This window comes from Weissella tructae, assembly GCF_000732905.1.
In the GTDB taxonomy this organism is placed as follows: domain Bacteria; phylum Bacillota; class Bacilli; order Lactobacillales; family Lactobacillaceae; genus Weissella; species Weissella tructae.
Genome location: NZ_CP007588.1, coordinates 415445 through 442198, shown reverse-complemented (window position 1 = coordinate 442198; position 26754 = coordinate 415445). Strand labels below are relative to the sequence as shown.

The 26754-nt window shown below is 41.1% G+C and carries 24 protein-coding genes; all 24 read right to left on the bottom strand.

Features of this window, described 5'->3' with window-relative positions:
- Positions 1-3 precede the first annotated feature (3 nt).
- The 24 genes from WS08_RS02205 to WS08_RS06745 all read right to left on the bottom strand — a co-directional run bounded on the left by WS08_RS02205 (position 4) and on the right by WS08_RS06745 (position 26482).
- Complete coding sequence (locus WS08_RS02205) at positions 4-519, bottom strand: tRNA (cytidine(34)-2'-O)-methyltransferase (RefSeq protein ID WP_009764963.1); 516 nt, start codon at positions 517-519, stop codon at positions 4-6.
- Positions 520-637: 118 nt separating this feature from the next.
- On the bottom strand, positions 638-1663 hold the full coding sequence (locus tag WS08_RS02200) for a lactonase family protein (RefSeq protein ID WP_009764962.1): 1026 nt from the start codon (positions 1661-1663) through the stop codon (positions 638-640).
- Positions 1664-1775: 112 nt separating this feature from the next.
- Positions 1776-2729, bottom strand: a complete 954-nt coding sequence (locus tag WS08_RS02195) for a TerC family protein (RefSeq protein WP_009764961.1) — start codon at positions 2727-2729, stop codon at positions 1776-1778.
- A gap of 160 nt (positions 2730-2889) precedes the next feature.
- The gene (locus tag WS08_RS06900) at positions 2890-3060 is read right to left on the bottom strand and encodes a hypothetical protein (protein WP_157788564.1); all 171 of its coding nucleotides are present in this window, start codon (positions 3058-3060) and stop codon (positions 2890-2892) included.
- Between the two features lie 91 nt (positions 3061-3151).
- A complete protein-coding gene (locus WS08_RS02190; RefSeq protein ID WP_009764960.1) occupies positions 3152-4756 on the bottom strand; it encodes an L-lactate permease in 1605 nt (534 codons plus the stop codon).
- Positions 4757-4877: 121 nt separating this feature from the next.
- Positions 4878-5567: an MIP/aquaporin family protein gene (locus WS08_RS02185; RefSeq protein WP_009764959.1), complete on the bottom strand. Its 690-nt coding sequence runs from the start codon at positions 5565-5567 to the stop codon at positions 4878-4880.
- Positions 5568-5910: 343 nt separating this feature from the next.
- The gene (gene fba, locus WS08_RS02180) at positions 5911-6792 is read right to left on the bottom strand and encodes a class II fructose-1,6-bisphosphate aldolase (RefSeq protein ID WP_038566632.1); all 882 of its coding nucleotides are present in this window, start codon (positions 6790-6792) and stop codon (positions 5911-5913) included.
- Between the two features lie 9 nt (positions 6793-6801).
- A complete protein-coding gene (locus WS08_RS02175) occupies positions 6802-7398 on the bottom strand; it encodes an HAD family hydrolase (protein WP_009764957.1) in 597 nt (198 codons plus the stop codon).
- A 254-nt stretch (positions 7399-7652) separates the two neighbouring features.
- Positions 7653-9731, bottom strand: a complete 2079-nt coding sequence (gene glyS, locus WS08_RS02170; RefSeq protein ID WP_009764956.1) for a glycine--tRNA ligase subunit beta — start codon at positions 9729-9731, stop codon at positions 7653-7655.
- 1 nt (position 9732) lies between these two features.
- Positions 9733-10662, bottom strand: coding sequence for a glycine--tRNA ligase subunit alpha (gene glyQ / locus WS08_RS02165; RefSeq protein WP_009764955.1), 930 nt, complete (start codon positions 10660-10662; stop codon positions 9733-9735).
- A 259-nt stretch (positions 10663-10921) separates the two neighbouring features.
- Entirely contained in the window at positions 10922-11704 is a 783-nt protein-coding gene (gene recO, locus WS08_RS02160; protein WP_038566630.1) for a DNA repair protein RecO, read from the bottom strand.
- Positions 11705-11738: 34 nt separating this feature from the next.
- Positions 11739-12647, bottom strand: a complete 909-nt coding sequence (gene era, locus WS08_RS02155) for a GTPase Era (RefSeq protein ID WP_009764953.1) — start codon at positions 12645-12647, stop codon at positions 11739-11741.
- A 20-nt stretch (positions 12648-12667) separates the two neighbouring features.
- Positions 12668-13072 carry a diacylglycerol kinase family protein gene (locus WS08_RS02150; protein ID WP_009764952.1) on the bottom strand — a complete coding sequence of 135 codons (405 nt, stop codon included), beginning with the start codon at positions 13070-13072 and terminating at the stop codon, positions 12668-12670.
- Complete coding sequence (ybeY, locus tag WS08_RS02145) at positions 13056-13538, bottom strand: rRNA maturation RNase YbeY (RefSeq protein WP_009764951.1); 483 nt, start codon at positions 13536-13538, stop codon at positions 13056-13058. Before ybeY ends, WS08_RS02150 begins: the two co-directional genes overlap by 17 nt.
- A gap of 77 nt (positions 13539-13615) precedes the next feature.
- Complete coding sequence (locus WS08_RS02140; RefSeq protein ID WP_009764950.1) at positions 13616-14059, bottom strand: GatB/YqeY domain-containing protein; 444 nt, start codon at positions 14057-14059, stop codon at positions 13616-13618.
- Positions 14060-14151: 92 nt separating this feature from the next.
- Positions 14152-14337, bottom strand: a complete 186-nt coding sequence (gene rpsU, locus WS08_RS02135) for a 30S ribosomal protein S21 (protein WP_009764949.1) — start codon at positions 14335-14337, stop codon at positions 14152-14154.
- 132 nt (positions 14338-14469) lie between these two features.
- Complete coding sequence (locus tag WS08_RS02130) at positions 14470-15351, bottom strand: YitT family protein (protein ID WP_009764948.1); 882 nt, start codon at positions 15349-15351, stop codon at positions 14470-14472.
- Positions 15352-15392: 41 nt separating this feature from the next.
- Positions 15393-17198, bottom strand: a complete 1806-nt coding sequence (aspS, locus tag WS08_RS02125) for an aspartate--tRNA ligase (protein WP_009764947.1) — start codon at positions 17196-17198, stop codon at positions 15393-15395.
- 4 nt (positions 17199-17202) lie between these two features.
- The gene (hisS, locus tag WS08_RS02120; RefSeq protein ID WP_009764946.1) at positions 17203-18510 is read right to left on the bottom strand and encodes a histidine--tRNA ligase; all 1308 of its coding nucleotides are present in this window, start codon (positions 18508-18510) and stop codon (positions 17203-17205) included.
- A gap of 286 nt (positions 18511-18796) precedes the next feature.
- Positions 18797-19606, bottom strand: a complete 810-nt coding sequence (locus tag WS08_RS02115; protein ID WP_009764945.1) for an N-acetylmuramoyl-L-alanine amidase — start codon at positions 19604-19606, stop codon at positions 18797-18799.
- A 216-nt stretch (positions 19607-19822) separates the two neighbouring features.
- Positions 19823-20266 carry a nucleoside 2-deoxyribosyltransferase gene (locus WS08_RS02110; protein WP_009764944.1) on the bottom strand — a complete coding sequence of 148 codons (444 nt, stop codon included), beginning with the start codon at positions 20264-20266 and terminating at the stop codon, positions 19823-19825.
- Positions 20267-20297: 31 nt separating this feature from the next.
- Positions 20298-21467 carry a hydroxymethylglutaryl-CoA synthase gene (locus WS08_RS02105; RefSeq protein WP_009764943.1) on the bottom strand — a complete coding sequence of 390 codons (1170 nt, stop codon included), beginning with the start codon at positions 21465-21467 and terminating at the stop codon, positions 20298-20300.
- 1 nt (position 21468) lies between these two features.
- On the bottom strand, positions 21469-22662 hold the full coding sequence (gene coaBC / locus WS08_RS02100) for a bifunctional phosphopantothenoylcysteine decarboxylase/phosphopantothenate--cysteine ligase CoaBC (protein WP_009764942.1): 1194 nt from the start codon (positions 22660-22662) through the stop codon (positions 21469-21471).
- A 202-nt stretch (positions 22663-22864) separates the two neighbouring features.
- Positions 22865-26482 (bottom strand): MucBP domain-containing protein, encoded by a 3618-nt coding sequence (locus tag WS08_RS06745; protein ID WP_051747830.1) that lies wholly within the window; start codon positions 26480-26482, stop codon positions 22865-22867.
- Positions 26483-26754 lie beyond the last annotated feature (272 nt).

Genomic DNA, 26754 nt, shown 5'->3' with positions numbered 1-26754 from the left:
CTCCTACTTTAGCTTATCGTAATCATAGTCTTGCGTAAGGTCCAAGTTTGGGAATCCTTGTTGACGCAATGCTTCATAGATAATAATTGATGCTGTGTTTGATACGTTCAAAGAACGGATGTTTGTATCGTTTTGTGGAATACGCAAAGCCTTTTCAGCATGTTCCTTCATGAACATTTCAGGCAAACCAGTTGTTTCTTTACCAAACATAAAGTAATAGTCATGATCTGGATTTGTGTAATCTGCTTGATGATAAGATTGTGGTGCAAACTTAGAAATCAAGAACAATTGATCTTGTTCAGTCAAAGTTGCCATGAATGCTGGTAAATTCTTGTGAACTGTAATATCAACAGTATCCCAGTAATCCAATCCAGCACGCTTAACATGCTTATCATCTAACTTAAATCCTAATGGTTCAATCAAGTGTAGCTTTGTGTTTGTTCCGGTTGCCGTACGGGCCATGTTCCCTGTGTTAGCTGGCATCAACGGTTCAAATAAAACAATATGGTTCGTGCTCATAAAATAATTCCTCCAACGGTGTTCGGATATATTTAAAAATACCCATTTCAAAAAATTATAGCACGGATAACTATTGTCATCCGTGCTATAATTCGAATCTTATTAAAGCCTTTAGCTCTTAGATAAACTTAACGCAAACTCCTTCAGGCAAGAACAAGTCCTTTTCCTTCAAAGTCAACTTTCCAGATTGGGCATCACGTGAATAAATCGTAACGTTATCTGTGTTTTGGTTTGCAGCAATCAAATAGTCATTTGATGGTGACAACGCGAAATCACGTGGGAATTCCCCTTCTGTGCTAATCAATTGAATCAATTCAACATGTGCACCATCTTCTTGGATTTCAAAGACAGCCATTGAATTGTGTCCACGGTTTGTGCTGTACAAGAAACGGTTGTCATTTGACAAGTAAATGGCGGCTGTTCCATTGTGTTCTGTCCAATCAGCTGGAATTGTTGAAACCACTTGTAACGGTGTCAATGAACCATCTTCATTGTATGACAAAACAGTTAGCTTTGATGACAATTCCCCTAACAAGTAAGCATGCTTACCATCTGCACTGAAACGGATATGACGTGGTCCGTAACCAGGTTCTGTTGTGTATGTGTTAACCAATGTCAACTTACCATCAGATGACAAATCAAATGTCAAAACATTGTCTGAACCCAAATCAACAGCAACCAAACGACCATCTGGTGTCACGTTGAAAAAGTGCATGTGTGATGATGCTTGTTCTGGACGAGGACCCTTTCCAGTTGCTTGGTAACGGTCAGTTTCAGTCAATTGCCCATCGGCTTCAATCTTGAATACTTGTACCAATCCACGGTGATAATTTGCTGAGTAAACAAATTGACGCGCTTCATCGACAGCAACATATGCTGCTGATGCTCCAGGTTCAACCACTTCTTGTACCATTTCTGCTTGATCATTTGCGTAATCAAGCATAGCAATTCCACCTTCTTCGCCGTTCTTACGATCAACAGCGTATAGCTTGTTTGCCTTACTCAAGGCAACATAAGTTGGTGATCCAACTTCTGCAACCAATTCAACTGGTCCCATTGTACCTGTTGCGTCATCAAACGTTGCTTCGTAAATCCCCTTTGATGCTGACTTTGTGTACGTACCAAATAAAATCTTCTCTGCCATAACAAACAACCCTCATCTCTTTAATAATATAAGCTTATTATATCATCATTCACGCAAATTTTTGGTATTAAAAAAGCAGCCCTAAGGCTGCTTTTCCATCTCAATATGAGAATTATGATTGTTGTGCTTTTTCTTCTTGCTTGGTTGCCCAGATAGAAGCACCGATTGATCCCACCAACAAGATAACAATCACAGCCAATGAGACTGTGTTTGAAATCTTAAATGGTAAGTCAAACATCGCACTACCTTCATTCAAAATCATCTTAAATCCGATAAATGTTAAGATCCCGGCTAGACCGTACTTGATGTAACGGAACATTGGCAAAATCCCTGCTAAGGCAAAGTACAATGAACGCAATCCCATAATCGCAAAAATATTAGATGTCACAACGATAAAGGTATCTTGTGACACGGCCAATACTGCTGGAATAGAATCTACAGCAAACAATAGGTCAGAGGCTTCAATGAATAGCAATGCCAACAAGAACTGTGTGGCATACAACTTTCCATTTTCACGAACCACAAAATGTGGCTCCTTAACATCTTCCTTCAATGGCAAGAACTTACGGAAGAACTTAATCATCTTATTATCGTTCAAGTCTTGATTGTCATCTTTCTCAAAGAACATCTTGATTCCTGTAATCACCAAGAAAATTCCGAAAATGTACATCAACCAAGCAAAACGATGTAGTAAGGCTGCACCACCGAAGATAAAGATAACACGCATTACAAGCGCTCCGAAAACTCCCCAGAACAACAAACGGTGTTGGTACTTCGATTCAATCCCAAAGAATGTGAAGACCAGAATAAAGATAAATAAATTATCAATACTCAATGACTTTTCTAACAAGTATGCTGTTACAAAGTCAATAGCTGGAGCAGATCCGCCAACTACCCACACACCGCCGGCAAAGGCGAATGCTAAGGCAATCCAAAATGCACTCCAAAGTAAGGATGACTTCATTGTTGGTGTCTCGTTATTTTTATGGAAGACCCCTAAATCCAAGGCCAACATAACAATGACAAACGCAAAAAATCCAATCCAATATCCAATACTAACTTCCATGAAATACTCATCTTTCATTTTGACACAAGGAATCTCTACAATTATTCCTAACCTATTGAAATTAACGACTGAAACTTAAATGAAACTAAACAAATTGACTTTAAGCATAAAAAAAATGCGTATGACAACCTAATCAGTTGCCATACGCATTTTATATATTTTAAACACTGAACATTAGATATGTGCCAACTAGTAGCAACAAGATTCCAATTCCCATCATTACGAATTCAATTTTGTTCTCTTCATTTGGCAATCCTGTATCCCAGAAATATGCACCACATCCTAGAAAGACAAAGCCAAACAGAATTCCAATAAAACCAAAAATTAACATAGCACTCCCGCTGGTCACCAATAGACCTGTTCATTATTATTCACGCCTTAATGATTACCATTATAGCAAAAGTAACTAAATGTTCCAATTTTTATGCGTTAATCATCCCAAAGATAGAACCAACGATAATTAGTAATGTGACATAGATTAAGGCTGGAATAATGGTCTTACGAAGAATGTCCCCTTCTTTACCATTCAAGCCAACAGCACCACCAGCGGCAACAATGTTATGAATACAAATCATATTTCCAATGGCTGCACCAATGACTTGTAGCGCTAGTACTAATGACTGGTTCAAACCAGCATCCACAGACACACTATGTTGAATAGGTGAGAATGTTAAGTTGGAAACTGTGGCACTACCTGTAATGAATGATCCAAGCGCTCCCAGTACAGGCGCAATAATTAGCCAAGTGCTACTTAGATATTCAGCCAATGTAGAAGCAAGATAAATTGGCATACTTACCAAATCGTTCATGTTATAAGTTGAGTTCGTGAAGACTTGTACCATAATCAATGTCACAACTAGGGCTGTCATTGTTCCCTTCATCCCCTTCACAACATCAACAGCCTTTGATTGGAATGGACGCCAACGACCACCTTGCAAATACAAAGTCACAATTGCCACAATCAACAAGATTGTTCCTGGGTTAGCCAAAATCAACCAATCAGAATTAATTGTTTCAAAACCTAGAATTTGGCGATATGACAAATCAAAGGTACTGTTAATGAATGTTTTGATTGGTGTCACAAACTTTGTCATCAATAATGCTACAACCACTAAGATGTATGGTAACCACGCCAACAATAGCGGCATGTCACTCTTAATTTCTGTGCTGTTCTCCGTTGACATTGGTTCTTGACGCCATGGATTTTCTTTGGCTGACTTTGGTACTAAAATACCGAACTTAATCGTTAACACACTCACTGCGATGGCAATTAATGGTGAAATAATTGACGCCATTTCGTAACCAATCACACGAACAACCGTAAAGCTTGTTCCAGTGTATGTTAATCCAATCAACAACAACCAAGGTACGACTTCTAATAAGCTCTTTAGACGGTTGTTGCTGTATTGGTTAGGCAATACCATTACTAACATACCGATTAGAATTAATGGCATAAATGTTCCCACAAACAATTCAATTTGAGAGATTTGCATCGCCACTTGTGGTAATTCATTGGCAGGTACCGCATTACTTAGACCTACCGTTAGAGGTGTTCCCACAGCCCCAAATGATACGGCAGTTGAATCAGATACCAATGCCAAAAATACCGCTGACAATGGCTTAAATCCCAAGGCAATCAACAAAGGTCCCGTTACCATCGCTGGCGTTCCGAATCCTGACACACCTTCCATTAATGATCCAAACAAAAAGGCAATCATCACGGCTTGGAGACGCATGTCTTGCGTTAGGTTCATAAATCCTAAATTAATACGATCAATGGCCCCTGTATGTTGCAACACTTTTAGTAGCAACATGGCTCCCAATAAAATCCATGCAATTGGTAAGCTCTTGTGAATTCCTTGTAGGATAGAGGCCCCAATTGCATCCCCTGGCATCCCCCAATACAAGTATGCTGCTACTGTCACAGCTAAAGCACTAATTGCCATTCCCTTTACAGCCGGCATATTCAAAATCCCTAATAGAATCACCGGTAACACAATTGGCAATATTGAAACTAATATTGTCATTACTCATTCCTCCCTGTTTTCCTCATACACTTCAATACTTCTTTATTATACATGAAAACGCATACATGTATGTGAAATTTAAAAAAAAACACTAATTTTAAAATTAGTGTTTTCGTTTTATTTAGTCATTTAAAATATATTTATCAATCAATACAGCAATAAATACGGCTGCAAATGGCGCTGTTAAGTATACCCAGACAGCAGATAGTGCTTCACCTCCAGCAAACAAAGCTGGATATAGTGAACGAACAGGATTCATTGAAGTTCCTGTTAGGTTCCCACTGAACATCACAAGCGCAATAATTGTTACACCCACAATGATGGGAGATTGTCCTGAGAATTCATTCGTTAGACGGTTCATGAAGACCAACAATACAGTCAACAAGATTGTTGTAATCAACATTTCTACAAAGAAAGCTGATCCTGCTGTTAGGTTAGGATACATTGTACTTCCCAAATGGTGTTCAGCAATTGCATCAGACCATGCAATTCCCTTTTGTGACAAGAAACCACTGTATGTTGCAATTAACGCTAATTCACCTAGCAATCCACCAACTAGTTGGCTTACAAAGTAAACACCCGCTTCTTTACCAGGCATGCGCTTTGTCAAATACATTGTCAACGTTACAACTGGGTTCAAATGCGGACCTGATAGTGGACCAAATGTGTAAACTAACATGGTAAACATGAATCCCCAACCTAATGCTGGACCTACCAAATCAGTGTATGGACCACCAAGTAATACCAAACCTGTCCCTAAATAAATCAATAGCGCGGTTCCCGCTACTTCACCAAAAATCTTGCGCTTCATGCTCTGCACTCCTATAAATTCCAAATTGTATGTAATAATCTTTCAATGTTAGCTAATTATTTCTTTCTACATAACGAATATCATAATATCGCGTAACATCACGTTGTTCATAGTATCACAATACACCGCGATAAAACATACTTTTATTTAAAATAAAGGACGAAAATGTCACATAAAAATACACTTACCTTCCATAAGTATACGATTAATTGAAAAACGCCTCTATCAAAACTTTGTGATGTTCAAAACATACTTTCGTGTTTTACTACAAAAGTACCATCTAAAGTATTGATAAAAGCGTTCTTTTTAATTTCCAATATATGTCAGCCGTGCGTCATATGGCTTAGGCTTTGCCATTTGAACCAAAAACATGGATTCGTTCGACACACATGTCTTCAATTGCGTTCGTTCCTGGTAACAAGAATTTACGCGGATCATAGTTTTTACCTTCCAAATCTTTATCGGCTAAAACAAAGGCTCTGATGGCATCATGGAAAGCTAATTGACCTTCCGTATTCACATTAATCTTTGCCACACCCAATTTAATGGCTTCTTGAATTTGGTCGTCTGGAATACCTGAGCCACCGTGCAACACTAGCGGCATATCAATGGCCATTTTGTTTTTAATCGCCGCTGTAATGGCTCTTAAGTGATCAAAATCTAATCCTTGCCAATCATCAGGATATGGACCATGAATATTTCCAATACCCACCGCCAACATATCCACCCCTGACTCTGCCATTCTAACCGCATCTTCTACAGGGGCAATTTCACCTTGCGCCACAATTCCATCTTCTTCACCACCAATGGTACCAACTTCACCTTCTAAGGTGACATCACGTGCATGTAATTGCACCGCTAACTTGGTCGTTTGGACTAAATTGTCATCAATATCTAGTGAAGAACCGTCAAACATAATTGACGTGAACCCTGCGGCTAATGCTTCTTGGGTTTCTAAATATGCACCATGATCTAGATGAATCGCAACTGGCACAGTAATGTTTAATGCATCGTGCAAATTTACAATTAAATCATGGGCCACTTTAAAACTTCCCATATACTTAGCCGCGCCACCAGTTACTTGCACAATCACTGGTGAGTTTGTCTTTTGGGCTGCTTGTAGAATCGCCTTCACCCATTCCAAATTATTCGCATTAAATGCAGGTACAGCATAGCCACCTTGGCGTGCCGCCTGCAACATTTCAGTACTATTTGTAATCATGATTAGCTCTCCTTATTCCCAACTTTCTTTTTCAAATGTCACCAAATCACCATGAATTGCACCTGTGATCGTATCTGCTTCTGCAACTGCTTGCGTTAAATTAGGGGTCATCATTTGGCCGTACGTCGTTGAGATATCAATTAAATACGGTACTAAATCCTTTTCCCATGTTAATTCTGACGTATACCCATATTGAATCCACACGCTATCACTTTCAGCGTCAGCCCATGCGCTGGCACCATGGTATGGACGGTCATCGACTAAAATACCGCCTGATTGATGCACTAATCCTTTGTCATGTGTCATAATCACTTTTTTATAAAATGGGTTTAATTCCCCTTCGCCAAAATGTTTTTCTAACCAAATCATCTTGTCTTGCCAAGCACTTGGATTATGCCAAGGTGCTGTTGATAAAATATAGAGATCAAAATAAGGTGCCAAACATTTAATGGCCATTGCAACACCATCTTTAATTGGTAAATCAGCGAATATTCCTGGTATACGATCTGGCTTCCCTGCATCTGGATGTTCTTGCGCATACGCATTCAACACCGGCAATGTATCTACCAACACATTATCCATATCTAAATATAACTTCGGCTTATTCATCTTCTCTCCCTCATTGCGTTTTTGGTAAACGCTTTCATTTTCGATATTGACTATTATCAACTATTCTATCAAAAATGTAAACACACAATTGGTATTCATGATTAACAGATACTAGTCAGGTTTTAAAAATACCGCATTAACACTATCTAAACCCCCACCATAAACACATTTATTATGAAAACAAATAATTGGTATACTTATATATACTAAAAAAAGAGGTACAGCATAGGCTGTACCTCTTTTCATTATCGGATTTATTTACTCTTAACATCCAATTGCATGAAGTTTGCAATTTGACCAGCAATCTCACTCACAACCGCTAAGGTTGCAAGACGATTTTGTTGGACCGCTTCATCTTCAACCATAACCATTGTTACATCAAAGTATGCGGCGATCATTGGTTCTAGGGCCAACAAATCAACTAACAAGTCATCAGTTGTTTCTGCATCCAACGCTGTTGTAGCAGCGTACAAGGCTGCTTCTGCATCGTTTTCAAACAATTCTACTGATACTTCTGCGTCAGTTGGGTTCTTGGCTGTCAAACGCATGATACGTGTCAATCCTTCAACACCACCACGGAAGTTAGCATCATCTTGATGTGCTAACAAAGCCGCAGCTGAATCAAACATTTGTGTTGTGCTTGTTAAGTTTGCTTGTGTCACAGCATTAATCACGTCGTGACGAACATGTTGATCTTGCAAGTCCTTAATAACACGGTCTGTCAAAAAGTCGTTTACATCAGCAACACTGGCTACCAAACGCGCAACCACGTCTTCTGGCAAACCAACATGGTCTTCACTTTCTGTAATGGCAGCAACGTATGTGACTAGCAATTCATTCAAGTCAAAAGCCCAATCGTTCGCATGCAAGATGTTTACAACACCTGATGCGGCACGACGCAAAGCGTATGGGTCATTTGATCCAGAAGGAATCATTTCACCAGCAAAGAATGAGACCAATGTATCAAGCTTATCTGCCAAAGACAAAATCTTACCCAAGTCAGTTGCAGGCAGTTCACCACCCGCACTGATTGGCATGTAGTGTTCACGAATTGCGGCCGCAACTTCAGGTGCTTCGCCAAACAAGTTGGCATACTTTTCACCCATGATACCTTGCAATTCGTCAAATTCACCAACCATACCAGTCATCAAGTCAAACTTGTAGATTGATGCAGCTTCAGCCAACTTAACTTGTTGTTCTTCATTCAAGTCCAAACGGTCAGCTAACAAAGCAGCTAGCAATTGGGCACGACGTGTGTGATCTGCAACAGATCCCAACTTTGCGTGGAATGAAACATTGTTCAACTTGTCATTGTAGTAAGCAATATCATGCTTTTGGTCTTCACCGTAGAAGAATACGGCGTCTTCAAGACGGGCAATAAGCACCTTTTCGTTACCAGCAATCACGTTATCCAAGTGTTGGTCATTACCATTACGAACAGAAATAAAGTGTGGCAATAGCGCACCCTTTTCATCGACAACGTGGAAGAAACGTTGGTGTTCACGCATTGATGTAATCAACACTTCATCTGGCAAGTCTAGGTACTTAGCATCGAAGTTTCCGTTAAATGCCGTTGGGAATTCAACCAAATTGTTAACTTCTTCTAGCAAGTCTTCGTCACGAACAACTGACCAGTTATTCGCAGCCGCAATGGCTTCAATTTGTTGCCAAATTTGTCCTTTACGTGCTTCAGAATCAGCCAATACTGCTTGTGCGTCTAGCGCATCGACATATGCCGTTGCTGTTGCAATTTCAGTATCTTGTCCTAAGAAACGGTGTCCACGTGATGTACGTCCTGTCGCAACATCCAAAACGTTAAATGGCACAATGTTTTCATCTAACAAGGCGACCATCCAACGGATTGGTCGAACGTATTCAAAGCTGTGACGTCCCCAACGCATCATTGTTGGGAATTGCATTGCTTCAACCACTGACTTAAATCCTTGCAAAACTTCAGCTGCAGCTTGACCAGCTTCAAACTTAGAAACAAAGATGTGTTCGTTTCCGTTTGATTCCTTGATGATGATGTCATCAGTTGTCATACCTTGTCCACGAACGAATCCTTGCGCTGCCTTTGTGTAGTTACCATCAGCATCTACGGCTGCGCGCTTAATAGGTCCCTTGATTTCAAGTGCGATATCTTCAGCTTTATCCGCCAAATCACGTACTAGGATAGCTAGACGACGAGGTGTTGAAAAAGCTTCAACCTTGCCATAGGCCAAACGTTCTTCTGTCAAAAACGCTTCTGTACGTTCAACCAATTGTTCGCGCGCTGGTGAAACCAAATGCGCTGGAACTTCTTCTAGTCCAATTTCTAATAGAAAATCTGCCATGTTACTTGGCCTCCTCTTCTTGCGTTGGTAAGTACTTTTCACGCAATGCTTCGTCCTTCAAAAGAGGGAAACCAAGCTTCTTACGTTCAGCGATAAAGGCCTTAGCCACCATACGAGCCATGTTACGGATACGGCTCAAGTACTTCGCACGTTCTGTAACAGATACCGTTCCACGTGCATCTAACAAGTTAAATGTGTGTGATGCCTTTAGAATGTAGTCATAGGCGGGGTGTACTAAACCAGCTTCCAATGCACGCTTTGCTTCAACTTCGTATTCATTGAAGTGACGCAATAACATCTCTGCATCAGATGTATCAAATGAGTATGTTGAGTGTTCGAATTCTGGTTCCTTAAAGATGTCACCGTAAAGAACACCATTTCCCCATTCTAGATCGTAAACAGTTGGTACGTCTTGAATGTATGACGCCAAACGCTCCAAACCGTATGTGATTTCTGATGTAACGGCATCAACTGGGATTCCCCCAACTTGTTGGAAGTACGTAAATTGCGTCACTTCCATTCCGTCTAACCAGATTTCCCAACCGATTCCAGCCGCACCCATTGATGGGTTTTCCCAGTTATCTTCAACGAAACGAATATCGTGAGCAAGTGGATCAATTCCCAATGCTTCCAATGATTCTAGGTATAGTTCTTGAATGTTATCAGGAGATGGCTTCATAACCACTTGGAATTGGTGGTGTTGGTACAAACGATTAGGGTTGTCTCCATAACGTCCATCCGCTGGACGACGTGATGGTTCAACATAGGCAGCATTCCAAGGTTCTGGTCCATTCGCACGTAAGAACGTGTATGGGCTCATAGTCCCAGCTCCCTTTTCAGTATCGTAGGCTTCCATTAACATGGCACCTTGCTTCGCCCAGAATGTTTGAAGCGTTAAAATAATATCTTGGACACTCATTTTTGTGCTCATTAGTGTTTCCTTCCTGTGGCAGTGCAGAAAAAAAGTCCCTACACCAACCACATAACGTGATTGATGTAGGGACGATGTTATCGCGGTTCCACCCTACTTCCGAATGAATCCGGCAGCTTAATTATCTAATTAAATGCTCAAACAGCTCCCCACATGCTTCAAAGGCTACCCTCACACCATCGGTAGCTCGCTGTGCTTTTAGACACGTTTCTTCTGTTCTCATCGCTTAACTTCTATTTTACGCCACCGCTATCAATTGTCAATTATTTGCATCAGATTGTCGCGTTTGTAAGCGAGATTCCCAGCTCTGTAATTGATTGATAAACGACTTTGCTTTAAGTTGAATTCCTACTTGGTCATCATAAATCGCATCTAAGACACGTGTCATTTCTTGACTCGTACTCGATTTAACTTGTAATGAATGCATTTGCTTTAGGCTAATTTGACTAAATTGACGCAAAATATACAGTGCCTTAGGCACGATTTGCATCCGATGTTCGTCTTGTCCAAAATGTTTTGCACATAATAAACCACCTAATTTCATGGAGAAATCCATTTGTGGCGTGGTTTCTTCACACACCACACAATGCGTCCAATCAATATGCACACCAAATGCAGGCAACAACTTGAGCTCAAAATAATGGGCTAAAGCCGCTGAACTAAAATCTGCTTCCATTTTTTCAATTGCTAATGCAATTTCATCAAACCAAGCTGGCAAAGGTTGATTGTCCACGAATGCGGCATCGACCAACCCCATAATGTAAGTCATGTAGGCAGTGCGATGCATATCTTCCAAAAAAGTACGCGACATATGACTTTGTTTAACATCATTCATAAAACTCAAGCCAGTTGCATTAATTGACCCTTCGTATTTACCAATTGTAAACGGTTGTACATCTGCTGCATATGCATAGCGCTTAGACTTACCATGGCGAATGTAAAACATTCGCTTACCATAATCTTTAGTCAGCATTTTAACCATTAAATCATGCTCTTTGTGAGGGCGTTGATACATCACAATTGCATCAAAAACATCTGCCATGGCAACCTCCCTCGTTAACTAAATCATGAATAGATTAAACTTCTGAATCTTCGTTGTAACCAAAGGCATTCAAAGATTGTGGCTTATCACGCCAGCGATCTTCAACCTTTACCCACAATTCAAGGAAAATCTTTTCACCCATCAAGCGTTCGATATCCTTACGCGCACGCGTTCCGATTTCCTTAATCATTGCGCCACCCTTACCAATAACAATGTTCTTTTGGGTTGGACGTTCAACAACAATCGCTGCTTGAATGTGTAGCTTAGCATCTCCTTCACGTTCGATTGTTTCGATAACAACCGCAACTGAATGAGGCACTTCTTGACGTGTCAATTGTAGGACCTTTTCACGGATTAATTCGGCCATAATAAAACGTTCTGGGTGATCAGTAATTTGATCTTCAGGGTAGTATTGTGGTCCTTCTTCCATGTGACCCATTGTCACGTTCAATAGTTCTGGCACACCATCACCATCCAACGCTGAAATTGGGAAAATTTCCGCAAATTCCATTTGTTGACGGTAATCGTCAATAATTGCCAATAATTCTTGTGGGTGAACCAAGTCAACCTTGTTAATAATCAAGTAAACAGGTGTATCCACTGTCTTCAAACGATTAATAATAAAGTCATCTCCAGCACCGCGCTTTTGATCAGCATTCACAACAAACCAGATCATGTCAGCTTCACCAAGTGATGACATTGCTGTCTTCACCATGAAGTCACCCAATCCGTTTTGAGGCTTATGGATTCCAGGAGTGTCAATAAAGACAATTTGCCCGTCATCATTTGTGTAGATTCCTTGAATCTTGTTACGTGTTGTTTGGGCTTTGGGTGACATGATGGCAATCTTTTCACCAATCATTTCATTCATCAATGTTGACTTTCCAACGTTAGGACGCCCAACGATGGCCACAAAACCTGACTTAAATGCTTGTTCGCTCATATTTATTCCTTAACTTTCCGCTATTTCCAACCCAAAAGGGGGAAAATGTATGGTAGAAAAATCAAACTACCGATAATCATTGCCGTACCTGCAGCAACCAATACACCACCAGCAGCCACATCTTTGGCGACCTTTGCTAATGGTGCATACGTTTCTCCGACAATCAAGTCGACAATCGCCTCAACCATTGTGTTGGTAAATTCGGCGACCACGACAATAAACACTGAAATTGTAATCCAGATCCAATCTGAACGACCAATTCCTAACCACAAACCACCTGCAATCACGACCAAAGTTGCTAATAAGTGAAAACGCATATTACGTTCGCGCTCTAAAACAACTTTAATCCCATCTACAGCATGACCAAAGGATTGTAGAAAGCACGTGTTTTTTTCTGTTTGTTGGTCTTTAGCGTTCCAATCCATATTGATCCAGAATTTCTGTTTGGAGACCAAACATTTCCTTTTCATCCGCTTCACTTAATGTGTGGTCATATCCATTTAAGTGCAAGAAACCATGAACAACCAAAAATCCTAGTTCACGATCATATGAATGTTCGTATTCCTTAGCTTGTTCAGCAACTTTATCAACTGAAACTAAAATATCACCAAGGTTTTTTGCCAAATCAGCTTGCATGTCTTCATCAAACATCAAAGGCATATCTTCATCGTCATCTTCGATTGCAAAAGAAATCACGTCAGTTGCGCGATCCTTATCACGATATTCACGATTATAACGTTGAATTTCATCATTATGCATAAATGTAACTGACATTTCAGTGTCTGCGGGTAATTCTAGATACTTACCGGCAAAATCCAAGATATCAGTGACTAAGGCTGTTTGTTCAGTCGTCAACCCAGGGGTTGACTGGTCTATCATAGCAACATCCATTGACTTATTCCTCCATTAATCTTGCTGAATACTTAATTATACCGCACTTTTATGTACCGGGAATAGTCCCGTACTTACTAGGCAAGCTTTTCCATAACCAAGCGGTTAACCAACTTACCGTCAGCCTTCCCCTTAACCTTAGGCATCAAAGCACCCATCACCTTACCAAGGTCGGCCTTGCTTGTTGCACCAACTTGCGCGATTGTTTCCACAACAATTGCTTCAACTTCTTCATCTGACAATTGTTCTGGCAAGTAACGCTTCAAAACGTCCATTTGACCTTGAACTTCTTCGGCTAGGTCATCACGGCCAGCTGCTTGATTTCCTTCAAGTTCTTCAACACGTTGCTTCATTTCACGTGACAAAACCGCAACTTCTTGTTCTTCAGTTAGGTCAGCACCCAACTTGATTTGTTCGTTTGACAATGCAGACTTCAACATACGCACAACACCAAGTGTTTGCTTGTCCTTAGCCTTCATGGCTGTCTTCATATCAGCTGATAGTGTTTCAATTAATGACATTTTTAAGTCCTTTCTATTAACGAGAAAAACATGTATTTAACAAATATATAAAACAAAACCGGACCACCCAACGGTAGCCCGGCTAGAACGAATTAACGTCCCTTCTTGTTCTTGCGCTTACGAGCAGCTTCAGCCTTCAACTTACGTTGAACTGATGGCTTAATGTAGAACTCACGCTTACGGTATTCTTGAAGAGTACCATCCTTTGAGACTCCACGCTTGAAGCGACGGAGTGCATCATCTAGTGACTCATTCTTACGAACAACAGTCATAGTCATAATGTTTACCCTCCCTTCCCGTGTGAAAAATTCAACCATTTAACGTTGCACACTTTGTTCTTTACTATTTTATACATCTTAAATGCCATTGTCAAACAGAAAAACAATGACTTTTTCTAAATATCAATCCAGTTATAACTTAGGTTCGAAGAAACGACCAATCGTTCGTTCAATACGCCAAGTTGACGCCCATGCACTAGGATCAGCCTCTGCTAAGGCATCACGGAATTCATATCGTTCATACGCCGAAATAACTGTAAACAGCACTTCCTTAGGCGCATGCGTATAAGCCCCTTCTGCCCCGTGAACAATCGTAATTCCACGACGCAATTCCTTTTGTACTAATTCAATCACTTGTGCAGGCTTGTCTGTGACAATCATGACTTGTAATTGTTGTTGACGTGTATAGACACCGTCTAACACATTCGCATTCACCACTAAGCTAATAATTGTGTAAAGCGCAAATTGCGGTCCAAACAAAAATCCAGCTGTTAAGACGATAAAGGCATTGAAGGTTAGATTAACAGCCCCCATACGCATCCCCGTCTTCTTACGGACTAGAATTCCAATAATATCTAATCCACCAGTGGAAATCCCGTTACGCAGGGCAAATCCGGTTCCGAATCCATTAACAGCACCACCAAAGATAGCAAGTACTAATGGATCTGTACTCCAAGGAATCGTTGGTCCGGTTACAAATCGAATAGATATTGCGGCTCCAACCAAGGCAACCGTTGTAAACAAGGCGAATCGACGACTAATTTTAATGTACGCCAAAACTAGTAACGGTGCGTTTAATAGGATAATCAAAACACCAATCGGAATATCGATACCCATGTAGCGATTACTAATCGTATTCACAATTTGGGCTAACCCAGTAAATCCGGATGAATAAATATTTCCAGGAATCCAGAAAAAATTCAACGCAATGGCTGAGGTCAATGCGTACAACAATGCTGTAAAGACGCGCGAAGCAGATTCGTGTTGGTCAAAAAACTTTATAATCGAGCTCATGCTTCCTCCATTCTAATAACGAAAAATGATATGAGCGTGATTTATTCTTCGGCCATGTTTGGTACATCTGTTTCAGCGTAAACAGGTGAGACCAAGCCCAAGTCTTCAACAATTTGTTGACGACTTGCTGGTGTTGGCGCATCAGTCATTGGTTCTGTGGCCTTTGAATTCTTAGGGAATGCAATGACATCACGAATGTTGTCACGTCCAGCCAACAGCATAGCCAAACGATCTAGACCAAGTGCGATTCCACCCATTGGTGGGAATCCGTATTCCATACCTTCTAGCAAGAAACCAAATGCTTCCTTGGCTGATTCCGGTGTGAATCCGATGGCTTGCAACATCTTTTGTTGAATGTCCATACGGTGAATACGGATTGAACCTGATCCCAATTCATATCCATTCAAAACCAAGTCATATGATTGAGCATGGGCCTTGTGTGCACCTTCAACTGTATCCATCAATAGCAAATCTTCTTCATTTGGCATTGTGAATGGGTGGTGCGCTGCAATCCAACGATCTTCTTCAGCTTGGTATTCAAATAGTGGCCAGTTGATGATCCAAGCAAATGCCCACTTTGATTCATCAATCAAGTTCAACTTTTCAGCGGCTGAACGACGCAAAGCATCCAAACTAGCCGCAACAACACCTGGTTGGTCGGCTGCAAACAACAGCAAATCACCAACTTGGGCATCTGTTTGTGCTAGCAAAGCATCGGCCTTTTCAGTCAAGAACTTAGCGATTGGCCCTTCAATCCCTGCTTCTGATACCTTCAACCATGCTAGTCCCTTGGCACCAAAACGTTCGATGAATTGTCCCATCTTGTCGATATCTTTACGTGAATAGTTCTCAGCGCCACCAGGAACAACAATGGCCTTAACTTGTCCACCGTTCTTAACAGCGTTAGAGAAGACTCCAAAGTCTGAATCAGCCATCAAGTCAGTCAAGTTTTGCAATTCCATGCCAAAACGCATGTCTGGCTTATCTGTTCCAAAACGTTCCATGGCTTCTGACCATTCCAATGTAGGAATTTGATCAATTGCAAGGTCATAGTTAACCGTCTTCTTCATGATGTGGGCAACCCATTCGCTCACTAATGCCATGATTTCATCTTGGCTCATGAATGATGTTTCCAAGTCCAATTGCGTGAATTCAGGTTGACGATCTCCACGAAGGTCTTCGTCACGGAATGCACGTGCAACTTGGTAGTAACGGTCAAAACCAGCACCCATCAACAATTGCTTAAACAATTGTGGTGATTGTGGTAATGCATAGAATGATCCTGGGTAGATACGTGATGGTACTAGGTAGTCACGCGCACCTTCAGGTGTAGACTTAGCCAAGATAGGTGTTTCAATATCGATAAAACCAGCATTATCCAAGAAGTCATGTGTTGCCGCTGTAATCTTTGAACGAATACGTAGGTTACGTTGCATTTCAGGACGACGCAAATCCAAGTAGCGGTACTTCAAACGTAGTTCGTCAGCTGTTTCAATCTTGTCTTCAATTTCAAATGGTGTTGTCTTTGCTTCTGACAATACTTCGATATGGTCGACACGAACTTCAATCTTTCCAGAACGCAAGTTAGGGTTTTGTGCCCCTTCAATACGTTCTGTAACTGTTCCTTGTACTTCAATCACATATTCTGTACGAATGTCTGATGCAATAGCCATCGCATCTGCATTAATTTCGTCTGAAAATGATAATTGCACAAGCCCTTCACGGTCACGCAAATCGACAAACAACACACCACCAAAGTCACGGCGCTTTTGTACCCAACCATCAAGTGTCACACGTTGTCCTAAGTAAGTTTCATCAATTAGTCCAGCATAATTAGTTCGCTTCATATTTTTATTCTCCATCAATTACAGTTGCTTCTAACAAATCAGGCAATGCTGTGTACAAGTCTGTTAACTTTTCAGTACGTTCAACACCTGTTTCCAAGTCCTTCAAGTTAGCGACTTGATCCGCCAATTCACGTTCCCCAATGATAATCATGTAACGCGCTTGCATACGGTCAGCAGCCTTAAATTGTCCCTTTAGCTTACGATCTTGGTAATCACGTTCTGCACTGTAACCAAATGAACGAACGGCTTGTAGCATTTGCATAGCAGCAACATCCGTGCCTTCACCTTGGTTAGCCACAAAGATATCTACCTTTGGTGCCATCCCCAAGTTTGCATCCATTTCATTTAGCAACAACATCAAACGTTCTAGCCCGATTCCGAATCCAACACCTGGCATTTCAGGTCCACCAAATTCTTGTACTAGGCCATTGTAACGCCCACCACCCGCAATGGTTGTCCAACCACGGCCAAGAACAGCGTTTTGTGTCATAATTTCAAAAATTGTGTGGTTGTAGTAATCCAAACCACGAACAGTGTTCGCGTCAATTTCGTAATCTAGCCCCAAAGCATCCAAGTATGTTTGAACCTTATCCCAATGCAATTGGGCTTCAGGTGTTAAGTAATCCAAAATTGATGGCGCATCCGCAACCAATTCTTGATCATGTGCGTCCTTAGAATCAAGGACACGTAATGGATTTTGTTCCAAACGTTGCTTTGAGTCAGCTGATAATTCATCAGCCAATGGACGTAGGTAATCAATCAATGCATTACGGTAGGCTTCACGTGATTCTGGATCACCCAATGAGTTAATCGTTACCTTTAGATCTGTTAGTCCAAGTGTTTGGAACAAATCAACGGCCATAGCGATTGTTTCAGCATCTAATGCTGGTGATTCTGATCCTAATGCTTCAACCCCAATTTGGTGGAATTGACGCATACGGCCTGCTTGTGGGCGTTCATAACGGAACATTGGTCCAATGTAGAATGCCTTGTATGGCTTTTGGAATTCTGGTCCGAATAACTTGTTTTCAACAAATGAACGCACAACTCCAGCTGTTCCTTCTGGACGCAATGCAATATGACGTTCTCCCTTATCGTAGAAGTCATACATTTCCTTTGTTACCACATCAGATGTATCTCCCGCTGAACGCGCAAAAACATCGAAGTTTTCAAACAATGGTGTGCGAATTTCTTGGTATTGGTAATCAGAAAACAACAAACGGGCTGTTTCTTCAACGAAATGCCACTTATATGATTCTCCTGGTAGTAAGTCTGCCGTTCCTTTTGGCTTTTGGAAATTTGATTTTGCCATAATTAAAGTCCTTTCACGATACCAGGCTATAAAAAAAGCCCTCGATAACAAAAAATATGTTATCAAGGGCGCATTCACGCGCGGTACCACCTTGTTTTGGTTCTCAACGTACGATAACGGTGTACATCCGCGCAACGCGACCTCAGAAGTGTCCCTTCTATGCTGACAATGTGGGCTTGCACCATTTCCCACTCGCTTGGCTTGTTAGACATAAAATTCATTTCATCACTGGTTTATATATCGTCTTTTATTATCTAATATCCAGTAGACAACGTCAAGCCTAGAGCTACCCGTTTTTCTCGACATTATATTGATCAATTCCAGCAACCACACTCTTTGCTAGTTTGTTTTGATAATTTCCGTCTTTAATGTAACTAAAGTCTTTATCTGAATCAATATAACCACCTTCAATTAAGACAGCGGGGACTGTATTCTTACGTAACACATAATAATCCCCAAAGTCATTACCACGATTCGGCATCTTTTCTGGCACACGTTTGGCTAGTTCATTATTAATCGCCTCACCAAATGCAATAGAACCATCGTCATGGTAATAAAATGTTGTAAATCCACGCGCTTGATTCTTCTTTACGGCGTCAAAATGAATGGATACAAATAAGTCTGCAGCTGCTTTCTTCGGTAGGCTAGCAATCTCTTCTAACGTCACATCAGTATCTCCACTGCGTGTCATAACTACGTTTGCCCCACGACTTTCTAACTGGCTTTGCATCTTTTGTGCCGTCTCTAGTGTGTATTGCTTTTCTTCAGAACCATTATTAGCCAATGACCCCGGATCACTTCCCCCGTGTCCAGCATCAACCACAATGGTCATTTCAGATAGTGGCGTAATTTCATCTAGCGGTAGCTTGCGTTCTACTAACCAACTTGCTACCCATCCTGTTGATTCGTCTTCACGACGCACCTCATACCAATTATCTTGTCTTTTCAAAATCTGTAAATGTTCACCTTGTTCTAAAGTCCCAAGTTTCTTAGCTTGATAGCCACGTGCATCTCGAATTGGCACTTGATTCACTTGAACCGTTACTTGTTGTTTATATAGTAAGAACATGGTCAACCAAATTGCTAAGCCAATCATAATCCCTGATATGACTAAAGGTATCCAATATTCCCTTAATTTTATTTTCAACATTCCCCCACGAAACTCCTTCTCCGTACGTCCCCTTTTTAAATGCATTGCGGATGCATCTCCGTACAACTTCATGTCTTCTATTTTAATCTAATCTGTACAAAAAAGAACCCTTAACACAGAAAAAAGACTGTCTGTATCAAAGATTCTCTCAAATTGATTCAATTAAAACATATCACCTTGCCATGAGCTACGTGGCATCTCATTAAAATCATAGTTCGCAATTTCAGCCACGTCTGTCAAAACACCGTGCGCTGGAATTCCCATCATCAAGTTCACACTACCTTCTGCTTTTTCCTTGATCAATAGAACAGGCTTTCCCATCGCATTTGCATATCCAATTTCCCAAGCAGTCCCCGGGTCTACGTACGTTCCTTCATAATCAATAACCGCTGTCACAACATCAGCGTTATCAATGTTGACACGATCCATCTCAAATACATCGGCGGCCCATTCTGGTGTTCCCATCACACGATTTTCAAACTCTTCTTTACGTGGACTAAAAAACGATGCCACCGTTGGATTGGCTGTCAAAGCCTCTTCCATACGGCTAATACGTTCAATTTGTTCATCATCAAAAAATGGTCCTGCTAGGTAAATCTTTGTCATGCTTCATTCCCCCAAATAATGTAGTATTCCCTTAATCGTTTTGATCAAGGTATTGACGTTGTTGTTCCTTCAAACCAGCTAACACAAAACGTGCTGAATCTGCGCTCACATCTAATTCACGATCTTGTGATCCTGATAGAACTGACTTAAAAATCTTTTCATATTCAGCCACTGTGACACGACGACGATTAGCCAACAAGTCTGCGAAGTTTCCCAACGGTAAGGCAGACTTAAATTCTGGTTGTAATGTTACCGTGAACACTTCACCTTCTGCACCTGAACCATATGAGAAGATTCCAATACGATCACCAGCTTCAAGCGTTTTTGTGTTCTCCAACAATGACAACAAGCTCAAGTAGGTTGAACCCGTGTACAGATTCCCTACTTGTTGATTGTAGGCACGGCTGTCTTCAAATGCTGCTAAAAAGGCTGCTTGCTTATCCTCATCAACTTCTGGCAAAATATCACGCAATGCCTTCAAGCCCATCTTTGTAAATGGTAGATGATACACAAATGCTGACATATCTGTTAATGACAGATTGTTCTTGTCCTTGTAACGGGCCCATAGCTCACCAAAGAAATCACGATAAATATTCGCTGAAAACTTACCATCAACAACAGCTTCACTTGTGTAATTTGGACGCCAAAAGTCCATAATATCTGCGGTCATGTAGACACTATCTTGATTAATTGTCATAATACGTGGATTTGCTGAAACAAGCATTGCAACAGCTCCACCACCTTGCGTCACTTCACCACCAGTTTCAAGCCCATAGCGCGCAATATCTGTCGCAATCACTAAGACTTTTTTATCCGGATGGGCAGCCACAAAATCACGAGCATGCATCAGACCATATGTTCCCGCATAACATGCCTGCTTCATTTCAATTGTGCGGGCATACTTGTTCAACCCTAGTAGGCTTTGCACGTAAACAGCGGCAGATTTAGATTGATCAATCCCTGATTCTGTTGCCACAATAATTTCTTCAATATTTTCACGGTCTTCATCAGTCAAGATTGCATCCGCAGCATTAGCGGCCATAGTCACAATATCTTGTGTCGCCGGGATAACCGCTTGTTGTGTTTGTCCGATACCAATTAAGTACTTGTTAGGATCTTCACCACGTGCTTCAGCTAAGTCGACCATATCTAAGTATAGGTTTGGGGAGAAAAAATTTATTTTATCAATTCCAATATTCATGCTATTTTTGTAACCTTTCACTAATACGCATTAAAATTGCGTGGGCAATATCATTTTTCGTTGCTAGAGGTAACGTCTCTACCTGATTTTCTGTGACCAAACTGACTGCATTTGTGTCATGGGCAAACCCAATATTCTCCTGAGAAACGTCATTGGCAACAATCATATCAACACGTTTCTTGGCTAATTTTTTCTGTGCATAGTCAATCACATTTTGTGTTTCTGCCGCAAAACCAACCATGTATTGATGTGTTTTCAATGCACTTAATCCAGCCAGAATATCTGGATTTTTCACTAATGATAATGTCATTGTGTCATCACCATCGGTCTTTTTCATCTTATGTTCTGCAATTTCCGCGACTCGAAAGTCCGCAACAGCCGCAGCCATAATAACGATATCGGCCGCATCAAATTGTTCTTTCATCGTCATATCTAATTGTTGCGCTGTTTCAACCATCAAAACATGAATATCAGCGTGGACTGCGCGTTTTACGGTCGTAACAAGCGTTACGTCTGCACCAAGTTGGCGCGCTTCTTCAGCTAATGCATAGCCCATTTTTCCTGATGAGCGATTTCCAATAAAGCGAACAGGGTCAATTGGCTCAATCGTTCCTCCAGCGCTAATTAATACTCGCCGACCAGCTAGCACCATATCCCGATTTAAATACGCCTCAAGTTGCGCAATAACATCTTCTGGCTCTGCCAAACGGCCCTTACCTTCATAACCTTCTGCAAGTAATCCGACAGCTGGCTCTATGATATGTACACCATCCGCTTTCAACACAGAAAGATTTCTTTGAAGAGCTGGGTTTTCCCACATATGTACATTCATTGCTGGCACGACAAATGTTGGAACATGTCGTGCACTTAGTACAGAACTCACTGCATCATCCGCAATACCATTCGCCATCTTACCAATCAGATTTGCAGTTGCTGGCGCAACAATCATCAAATCCGCCCAATCAGATAGTTCAATATGCCCAATTTGTTGATCATCTGATGCAAACAAATCAGTTAATACAGGTGCGTTTGTTAACACAGCCAATGTTTTTGGCACAATAAATCCAGTAGCAGATTCCGTCATTGCCACACGTACTTGTGCACCTAATTTCTGGAGACCACGTACTAATACGATTGATTTATATGCTGCGATACCACCACTTATCATGACCACAATTTTTTTATCTGTGAACATATATCGTTCTCCTACTTTGACTTAATTACATACTTACATTTTAACATGCTTTTCTTAAACACCAACTGAATAAGCGTAAAATAAGGCTTTAACTCTCCTAGCTTATGTTATTGCCCTTAAAAAAGACAAAATAAAAAACGAACGGCAAAATAATTCTACCGTTCGTTTCTATTTACAAACCACTTACATATTTAATTAAAAATTATTGTTGCTTACGCTTACGGATAGCAAATGCAAGTGCCCCAATCAAAAGAATCAATCCAGCAACTGAAACGAAGATGTTCTTCTTTGATCCAGTGTTAGGCAAAGATTCACCCTTCTTAGCTTCTGACTTCTTTTCAACTTGCTTTTGAGAAGGAGTTGACTTTGTTTCTGTTGTCTTCTTACCTTCTGCTGGCTTGTTGTTAGCCTTTGGCTTTGGTTCTGGCTTTGGCTCAGGCTTTGGTTCTGGCTTTGGCTTTGGCTTTGGCTCAGGCTTTGGTTCTGGCTTTGGCTTTGGTTCTGGCTTTGGCTCAGGCTTTGGCTCAGGCTTTGGTTCTGCGACCTTCTTCTTGTAGACGTAGATAACCTTGGCGTCTTTACCATCGATTGTTCCGTTGGCCTTGTCACCGTTTTCTTCGTCAACCTTTACGAATTCGTAACCGTCGATGTCCTTTTGTGTTGTCTTGTAATCTGACTTGTCATCCAATGTCTTTGTTTCGTCAGCTGGTGCGATTTCCTTACCATCTTCATCAACATAGATTACGTCCAGCTTGTGTTGCTTTGGTTCTGGCTTTGGTTCTTCGACCTTCTTCTTGTAGACGTAGATAACCTTGGCGTCCTTACCATCGATTGTTCCGTTGGCCTTGTCACCGTTTTCTTCGTCAACCTTTACGAATTCGTAACCATCGATGTCCTTTTGTGTTGTCTTGTAATCTGACTTGTCATCCAATGTCTTTGTTGCGTCAGGTTCTGAAATTTCATTACCTTCTTCGTCAACATAGATTACGTCCAACTTGTGTTGCTTTGGTTCTTCGGCCTTCTTCTTGTAGACGTAGATAACCTTGGCGTCCTTACCATCGATCGTTCCGTTGGCCTTGTCACCGTTTTCTTCGTCAACCTTTACGAATTCGTAACCGTCGATGTCCTTTTGTGTTGTCTTGTAATCTGACTTGTCATCCAATGTCTTTGTTGCGTCAGGTTCTGAAATTTCATTACCCTCTTCATCCACATAGATTACGTCCAACTTGTGTTGCTTTGGTTCTTCGGCCTTCTTCTTGTAGACGTAGATAACCTTGGCGTCCTTACCATCGATTGTTCCGTTGGCCTTGTCACCGTTTTCTTCGTCAACCTTTACGAATTCGTAACCGTCGATGTCCTTTTGTGTTGTCTTGTAATCTGACTTGTCATCCAATGTCTTTGTTGCGTCAGGTTCTGAAATTTCATTACCCTCTTCATCAACATAGATTACGTCCAACTTGTGTTGCTTTGGTTCTTCGGCCTTTTTCTTGTAGACGTAGATAACCTTGGCGTCCTTACCATCGATTGTTCCGTTGGCCTTGTCACCGTTTTCTTCGTCAACCTTTACGAATTCGTAACCGTCGATATCCTTTTGTGTTGTCTTGTAATCTGACTTGTCATCCAATGTCTTTGTTTCATCAGCTGGTGCGATTTCCTTACCATCTTCGTCAACATAGATTACGTCCAACTTGTGTTGCTTTGTTTCTGGCTTTGTTTCTGGCTTTGGTTCTTCCTTCTTCTTGTAGACGTAGATAACCTTGGCGTCCTTACCATCGATCGTTCCGTTGGCCTTGTCACCGTTTTCTTCGTCAACCTTTACAAATTCGTAACCATCGATGTCCTTTTGTGTTGTCTTGTAATCTGACTTGTCATCCAATGTCTTTGTTTCGTCAGCTGGTGCGATTTCCTTACCATCTTCGTCAACATAGATTACGTCCAACTTGTGTTGCTTTGGTTCTTCGGCCTTCTTCTTGTAGACGTAGATAACCTTGGCGTCCTTACCATCGATCGTTCCGTTGGCCTTGTCACCGTTTTCTTCGTCAACCTTTACAAATTCGTAACCATCGATGTCCTTTTGTGTTGTCTTGTAATCTGACTTGTCATCCAATGTCTTTGTTTCGTCAGCTGGTGCGATTTCCTTACCATCTTCGTCCACATAGATTACGTCCAACTTGTGTTGCTTTGGTTCTTCGGCCTTCTTCTTGTAGACGTAGATAACCTTGGCGTCCTTACCATCGATTGTTCCGTTGGCCTTGTCCCCGTTTTCTTCGTCAACCTTTACGAATTCGTAACCGTCGATGTCCTTTTGTGTTGTCTTGTAATCTGACTTGTCATCCAATGTCTTTGTTTCATCAGCTGGTGCGATTTCCTTACCATCTTCGTCAACATAGATTACGTCCAACTTGTGTTGCTTTGGTTCTTCCTTCTTCTTGTAGACGTAGATAACCTTGGCGTCCTTACCATCGATTGTTCCGTTGGCCTTGTCACCGTTTTCTTCGTCAACCTTTACGAATTCGTAACCGTCGATGTCCTTTTGTGTTGTCTTGTAATCTGACTTGTCATCCAATGTCTTTGTTTCGTCAGGTTCTGAAATTTCATTACCTTCTTCGTCAACATAGATTACGTCCAACTTGTGTTGCTTTGGTTCTTCAGCCTTCTTCTTGTAGACGTAGATAACCTTGGCGTCCTTACCATTGATCTTTCCGTTTTGTGGGTCATTGTTTTCATCAACCTTCACAAATTCGTATCCGTCAATGTCAATAGGATCAGTTGTGTAGTCTGCACCGTCCGTGTAGTCCTTTGGTGCAGTTGAAGGGGCAATTGTGTTTCCGTCTTCGTCTTGATATTCAACTACCAATTCGAATACTTGATCACCTTCAGCACCACCGTCTACTGACAAACGGTTTTGAACTTCACTCTTAGCAGTAAATTCACCCTTACCATCGATAGCTGAGTCAAACTTAATTTCTGCTTCATTCTTAAAAATCTTTTGCTTTTTAGAATCGTCATTAATCTTTGTTTGGTAACTCATTTGAACAGAACGCTTGTTTGCGAAGTCCTTGCTGATTACAAGATCAAATCCACTTCCGTTTGGAACAAACTTGATACCTTCAGCTTCTTCTGGCTTTTCGTACATGATTGTAAATGTACCATCCACCATTGATTGACCTTCACCGAAAACGTCCTTGATGATAATGTCATCATTCAATTCGTCTTGGTTTGCGTTAGCAACAATGTACCAATCAATAATTGTTGGTTCATCACGGTTAACGTTTCCACCCTTGTATCCAAAGTCGTAGCGACCACGTTCACCTTCTTCGCCACCTTCACGAATTGGGTATCCCTTGACCTTCAACTTTGTTCCCAGTCCTGTGTTCAAATCAGCAACAACATCTTGTTCTGATCCGTCCTCAACACGTTCCACAAACAATTCAATTTCGAAGTATCCCTTGATGTGTTCCATCGTTGTGGCTTTGTCGTTAAACGTGATGACCATTTTGTCACCAGTCACAACAACTTCACCATATTCTCCTAATTTGATGTTTTGCTTCAATGCCTTTAGTTCTGGTGGTAGGGGTAGTGTAACAGTGTCCCCTGCAGCGAATAATTTCGCTCCAGGTTCTCCTTCAACACCCTTCTCATTAAAGTCAACTCTCAAACTGACATAGTCACCTGAAGTTACTTCTTCTTTTCCATATTGCACTTTATCAACATAATCGCCCGGGTTTAAATCAGCCGCAAATACTGAGGCCGGTACACCTGAGAATGACAATACCATTGCCATCATGATAATGAACATTTTCTTAATGCTCTTCGCCATATACTTCTCCTTCGTAAACATATTATCCTACAAAAAATCATAGATTGCCCCTGCCAGACGTGAATTACACGGCTGAAATAGCAACAACTACAATATTCAAATGTATTTGTCAGGTTAAATCCCATCTAACAAATACACGTCCCTTACCCAATGCCCATTATACTAACAAACACCCCTTTCTGTTATACGCGTCACATTCCCATGTAACACATTAATAACAAACAATACTATTATCACACATTACATTTTACCATATAACTGCCAGTTTCAAA

Coding starts and splice junctions, on each gene's coding strand:
- glyQ (WP_009764955.1), bottom strand. CDS start 10,662: ATGAGCACAAAAATGAGTGTCCAAGATATTATTTTAACGCTTCAAACA.
- recO (WP_038566630.1), bottom strand. CDS start 11,704: ATGGCAGATGTTTTTGATGCAATTGTGATGTATCAACGCCCTCACAAA.
- WS08_RS02195 (WP_009764961.1), bottom strand. CDS start 2,729: ATGGAAGTTAGTATTGGATATTGGATTGGATTTTTTGCGTTTGTCATT.
- coaBC (WP_009764942.1), bottom strand. CDS start 22,662: ATGTTCACAGATAAAAAAATTGTGGTCATGATAAGTGGTGGTATCGCA.
- ybeY (WP_009764951.1), bottom strand. CDS start 13,538: ATGGATGTTGCTATGATAGACCAGTCAACCCCTGGGTTGACGACTGAA.
- WS08_RS02115 (WP_009764945.1), bottom strand. CDS start 19,606: ATGATTGGCTTAGCAATTTGGTTGACCATGTTCTTACTATATAAACAA.
- WS08_RS06900 (WP_157788564.1), bottom strand. CDS start 3,060: ATGTTAATTTTTGGTTTTATTGGAATTCTGTTTGGCTTTGTCTTTCTA.
- glyS (WP_009764956.1), bottom strand. CDS start 9,731: ATGGCAGATTTTCTATTAGAAATTGGACTAGAAGAAGTTCCAGCGCAT.
- rpsU (WP_009764949.1), bottom strand. CDS start 14,337: ATGACTATGACTGTTGTTCGTAAGAATGAGTCACTAGATGATGCACTC.
- WS08_RS02150 (WP_009764952.1), bottom strand. CDS start 13,072: ATGGATTGGAACGCTAAAGACCAACAAACAGAAAAAAACACGTGCTTT.
- WS08_RS02190 (WP_009764960.1), bottom strand. CDS start 4,756: ATGACAATATTAGTTTCAATATTGCCAATTGTGTTACCGGTGATTCTA.
- WS08_RS02185 (WP_009764959.1), bottom strand. CDS start 5,567: ATGAAGCGCAAGATTTTTGGTGAAGTAGCGGGAACCGCGCTATTGATT.
- WS08_RS02200 (WP_009764962.1), bottom strand. CDS start 1,663: ATGGCAGAGAAGATTTTATTTGGTACGTACACAAAGTCAGCATCAAAG.
- WS08_RS02110 (WP_009764944.1), bottom strand. CDS start 20,266: ATGACAAAGATTTACCTAGCAGGACCATTTTTTGATGATGAACAAATT.
- WS08_RS02105 (WP_009764943.1), bottom strand. CDS start 21,467: ATGAATATTGGAATTGATAAAATAAATTTTTTCTCCCCAAACCTATAC.
- WS08_RS02205 (WP_009764963.1), bottom strand. CDS start 519: ATGAGCACGAACCATATTGTTTTATTTGAACCGTTGATGCCAGCTAAC.
- WS08_RS02140 (WP_009764950.1), bottom strand. CDS start 14,059: ATGTCATTAATTGAAACACTATCAGCTGATATGAAGACAGCCATGAAG.
- era (WP_009764953.1), bottom strand. CDS start 12,647: ATGAGCGAACAAGCATTTAAGTCAGGTTTTGTGGCCATCGTTGGGCGT.
- WS08_RS06745 (WP_051747830.1), bottom strand. CDS start 26,482: ATGGCGAAGAGCATTAAGAAAATGTTCATTATCATGATGGCAATGGTA.
- hisS (WP_009764946.1), bottom strand. CDS start 18,510: ATGGCAAAATCAAATTTCCAAAAGCCAAAAGGAACGGCAGACTTACTA.
- aspS (WP_009764947.1), bottom strand. CDS start 17,198: ATGAAGCGAACTAATTATGCTGGACTAATTGATGAAACTTACTTAGGA.
- WS08_RS02130 (WP_009764948.1), bottom strand. CDS start 15,351: ATGAGCTCGATTATAAAGTTTTTTGACCAACACGAATCTGCTTCGCGC.
- WS08_RS02175 (WP_009764957.1), bottom strand. CDS start 7,398: ATGAATAAGCCGAAGTTATATTTAGATATGGATAATGTGTTGGTAGAT.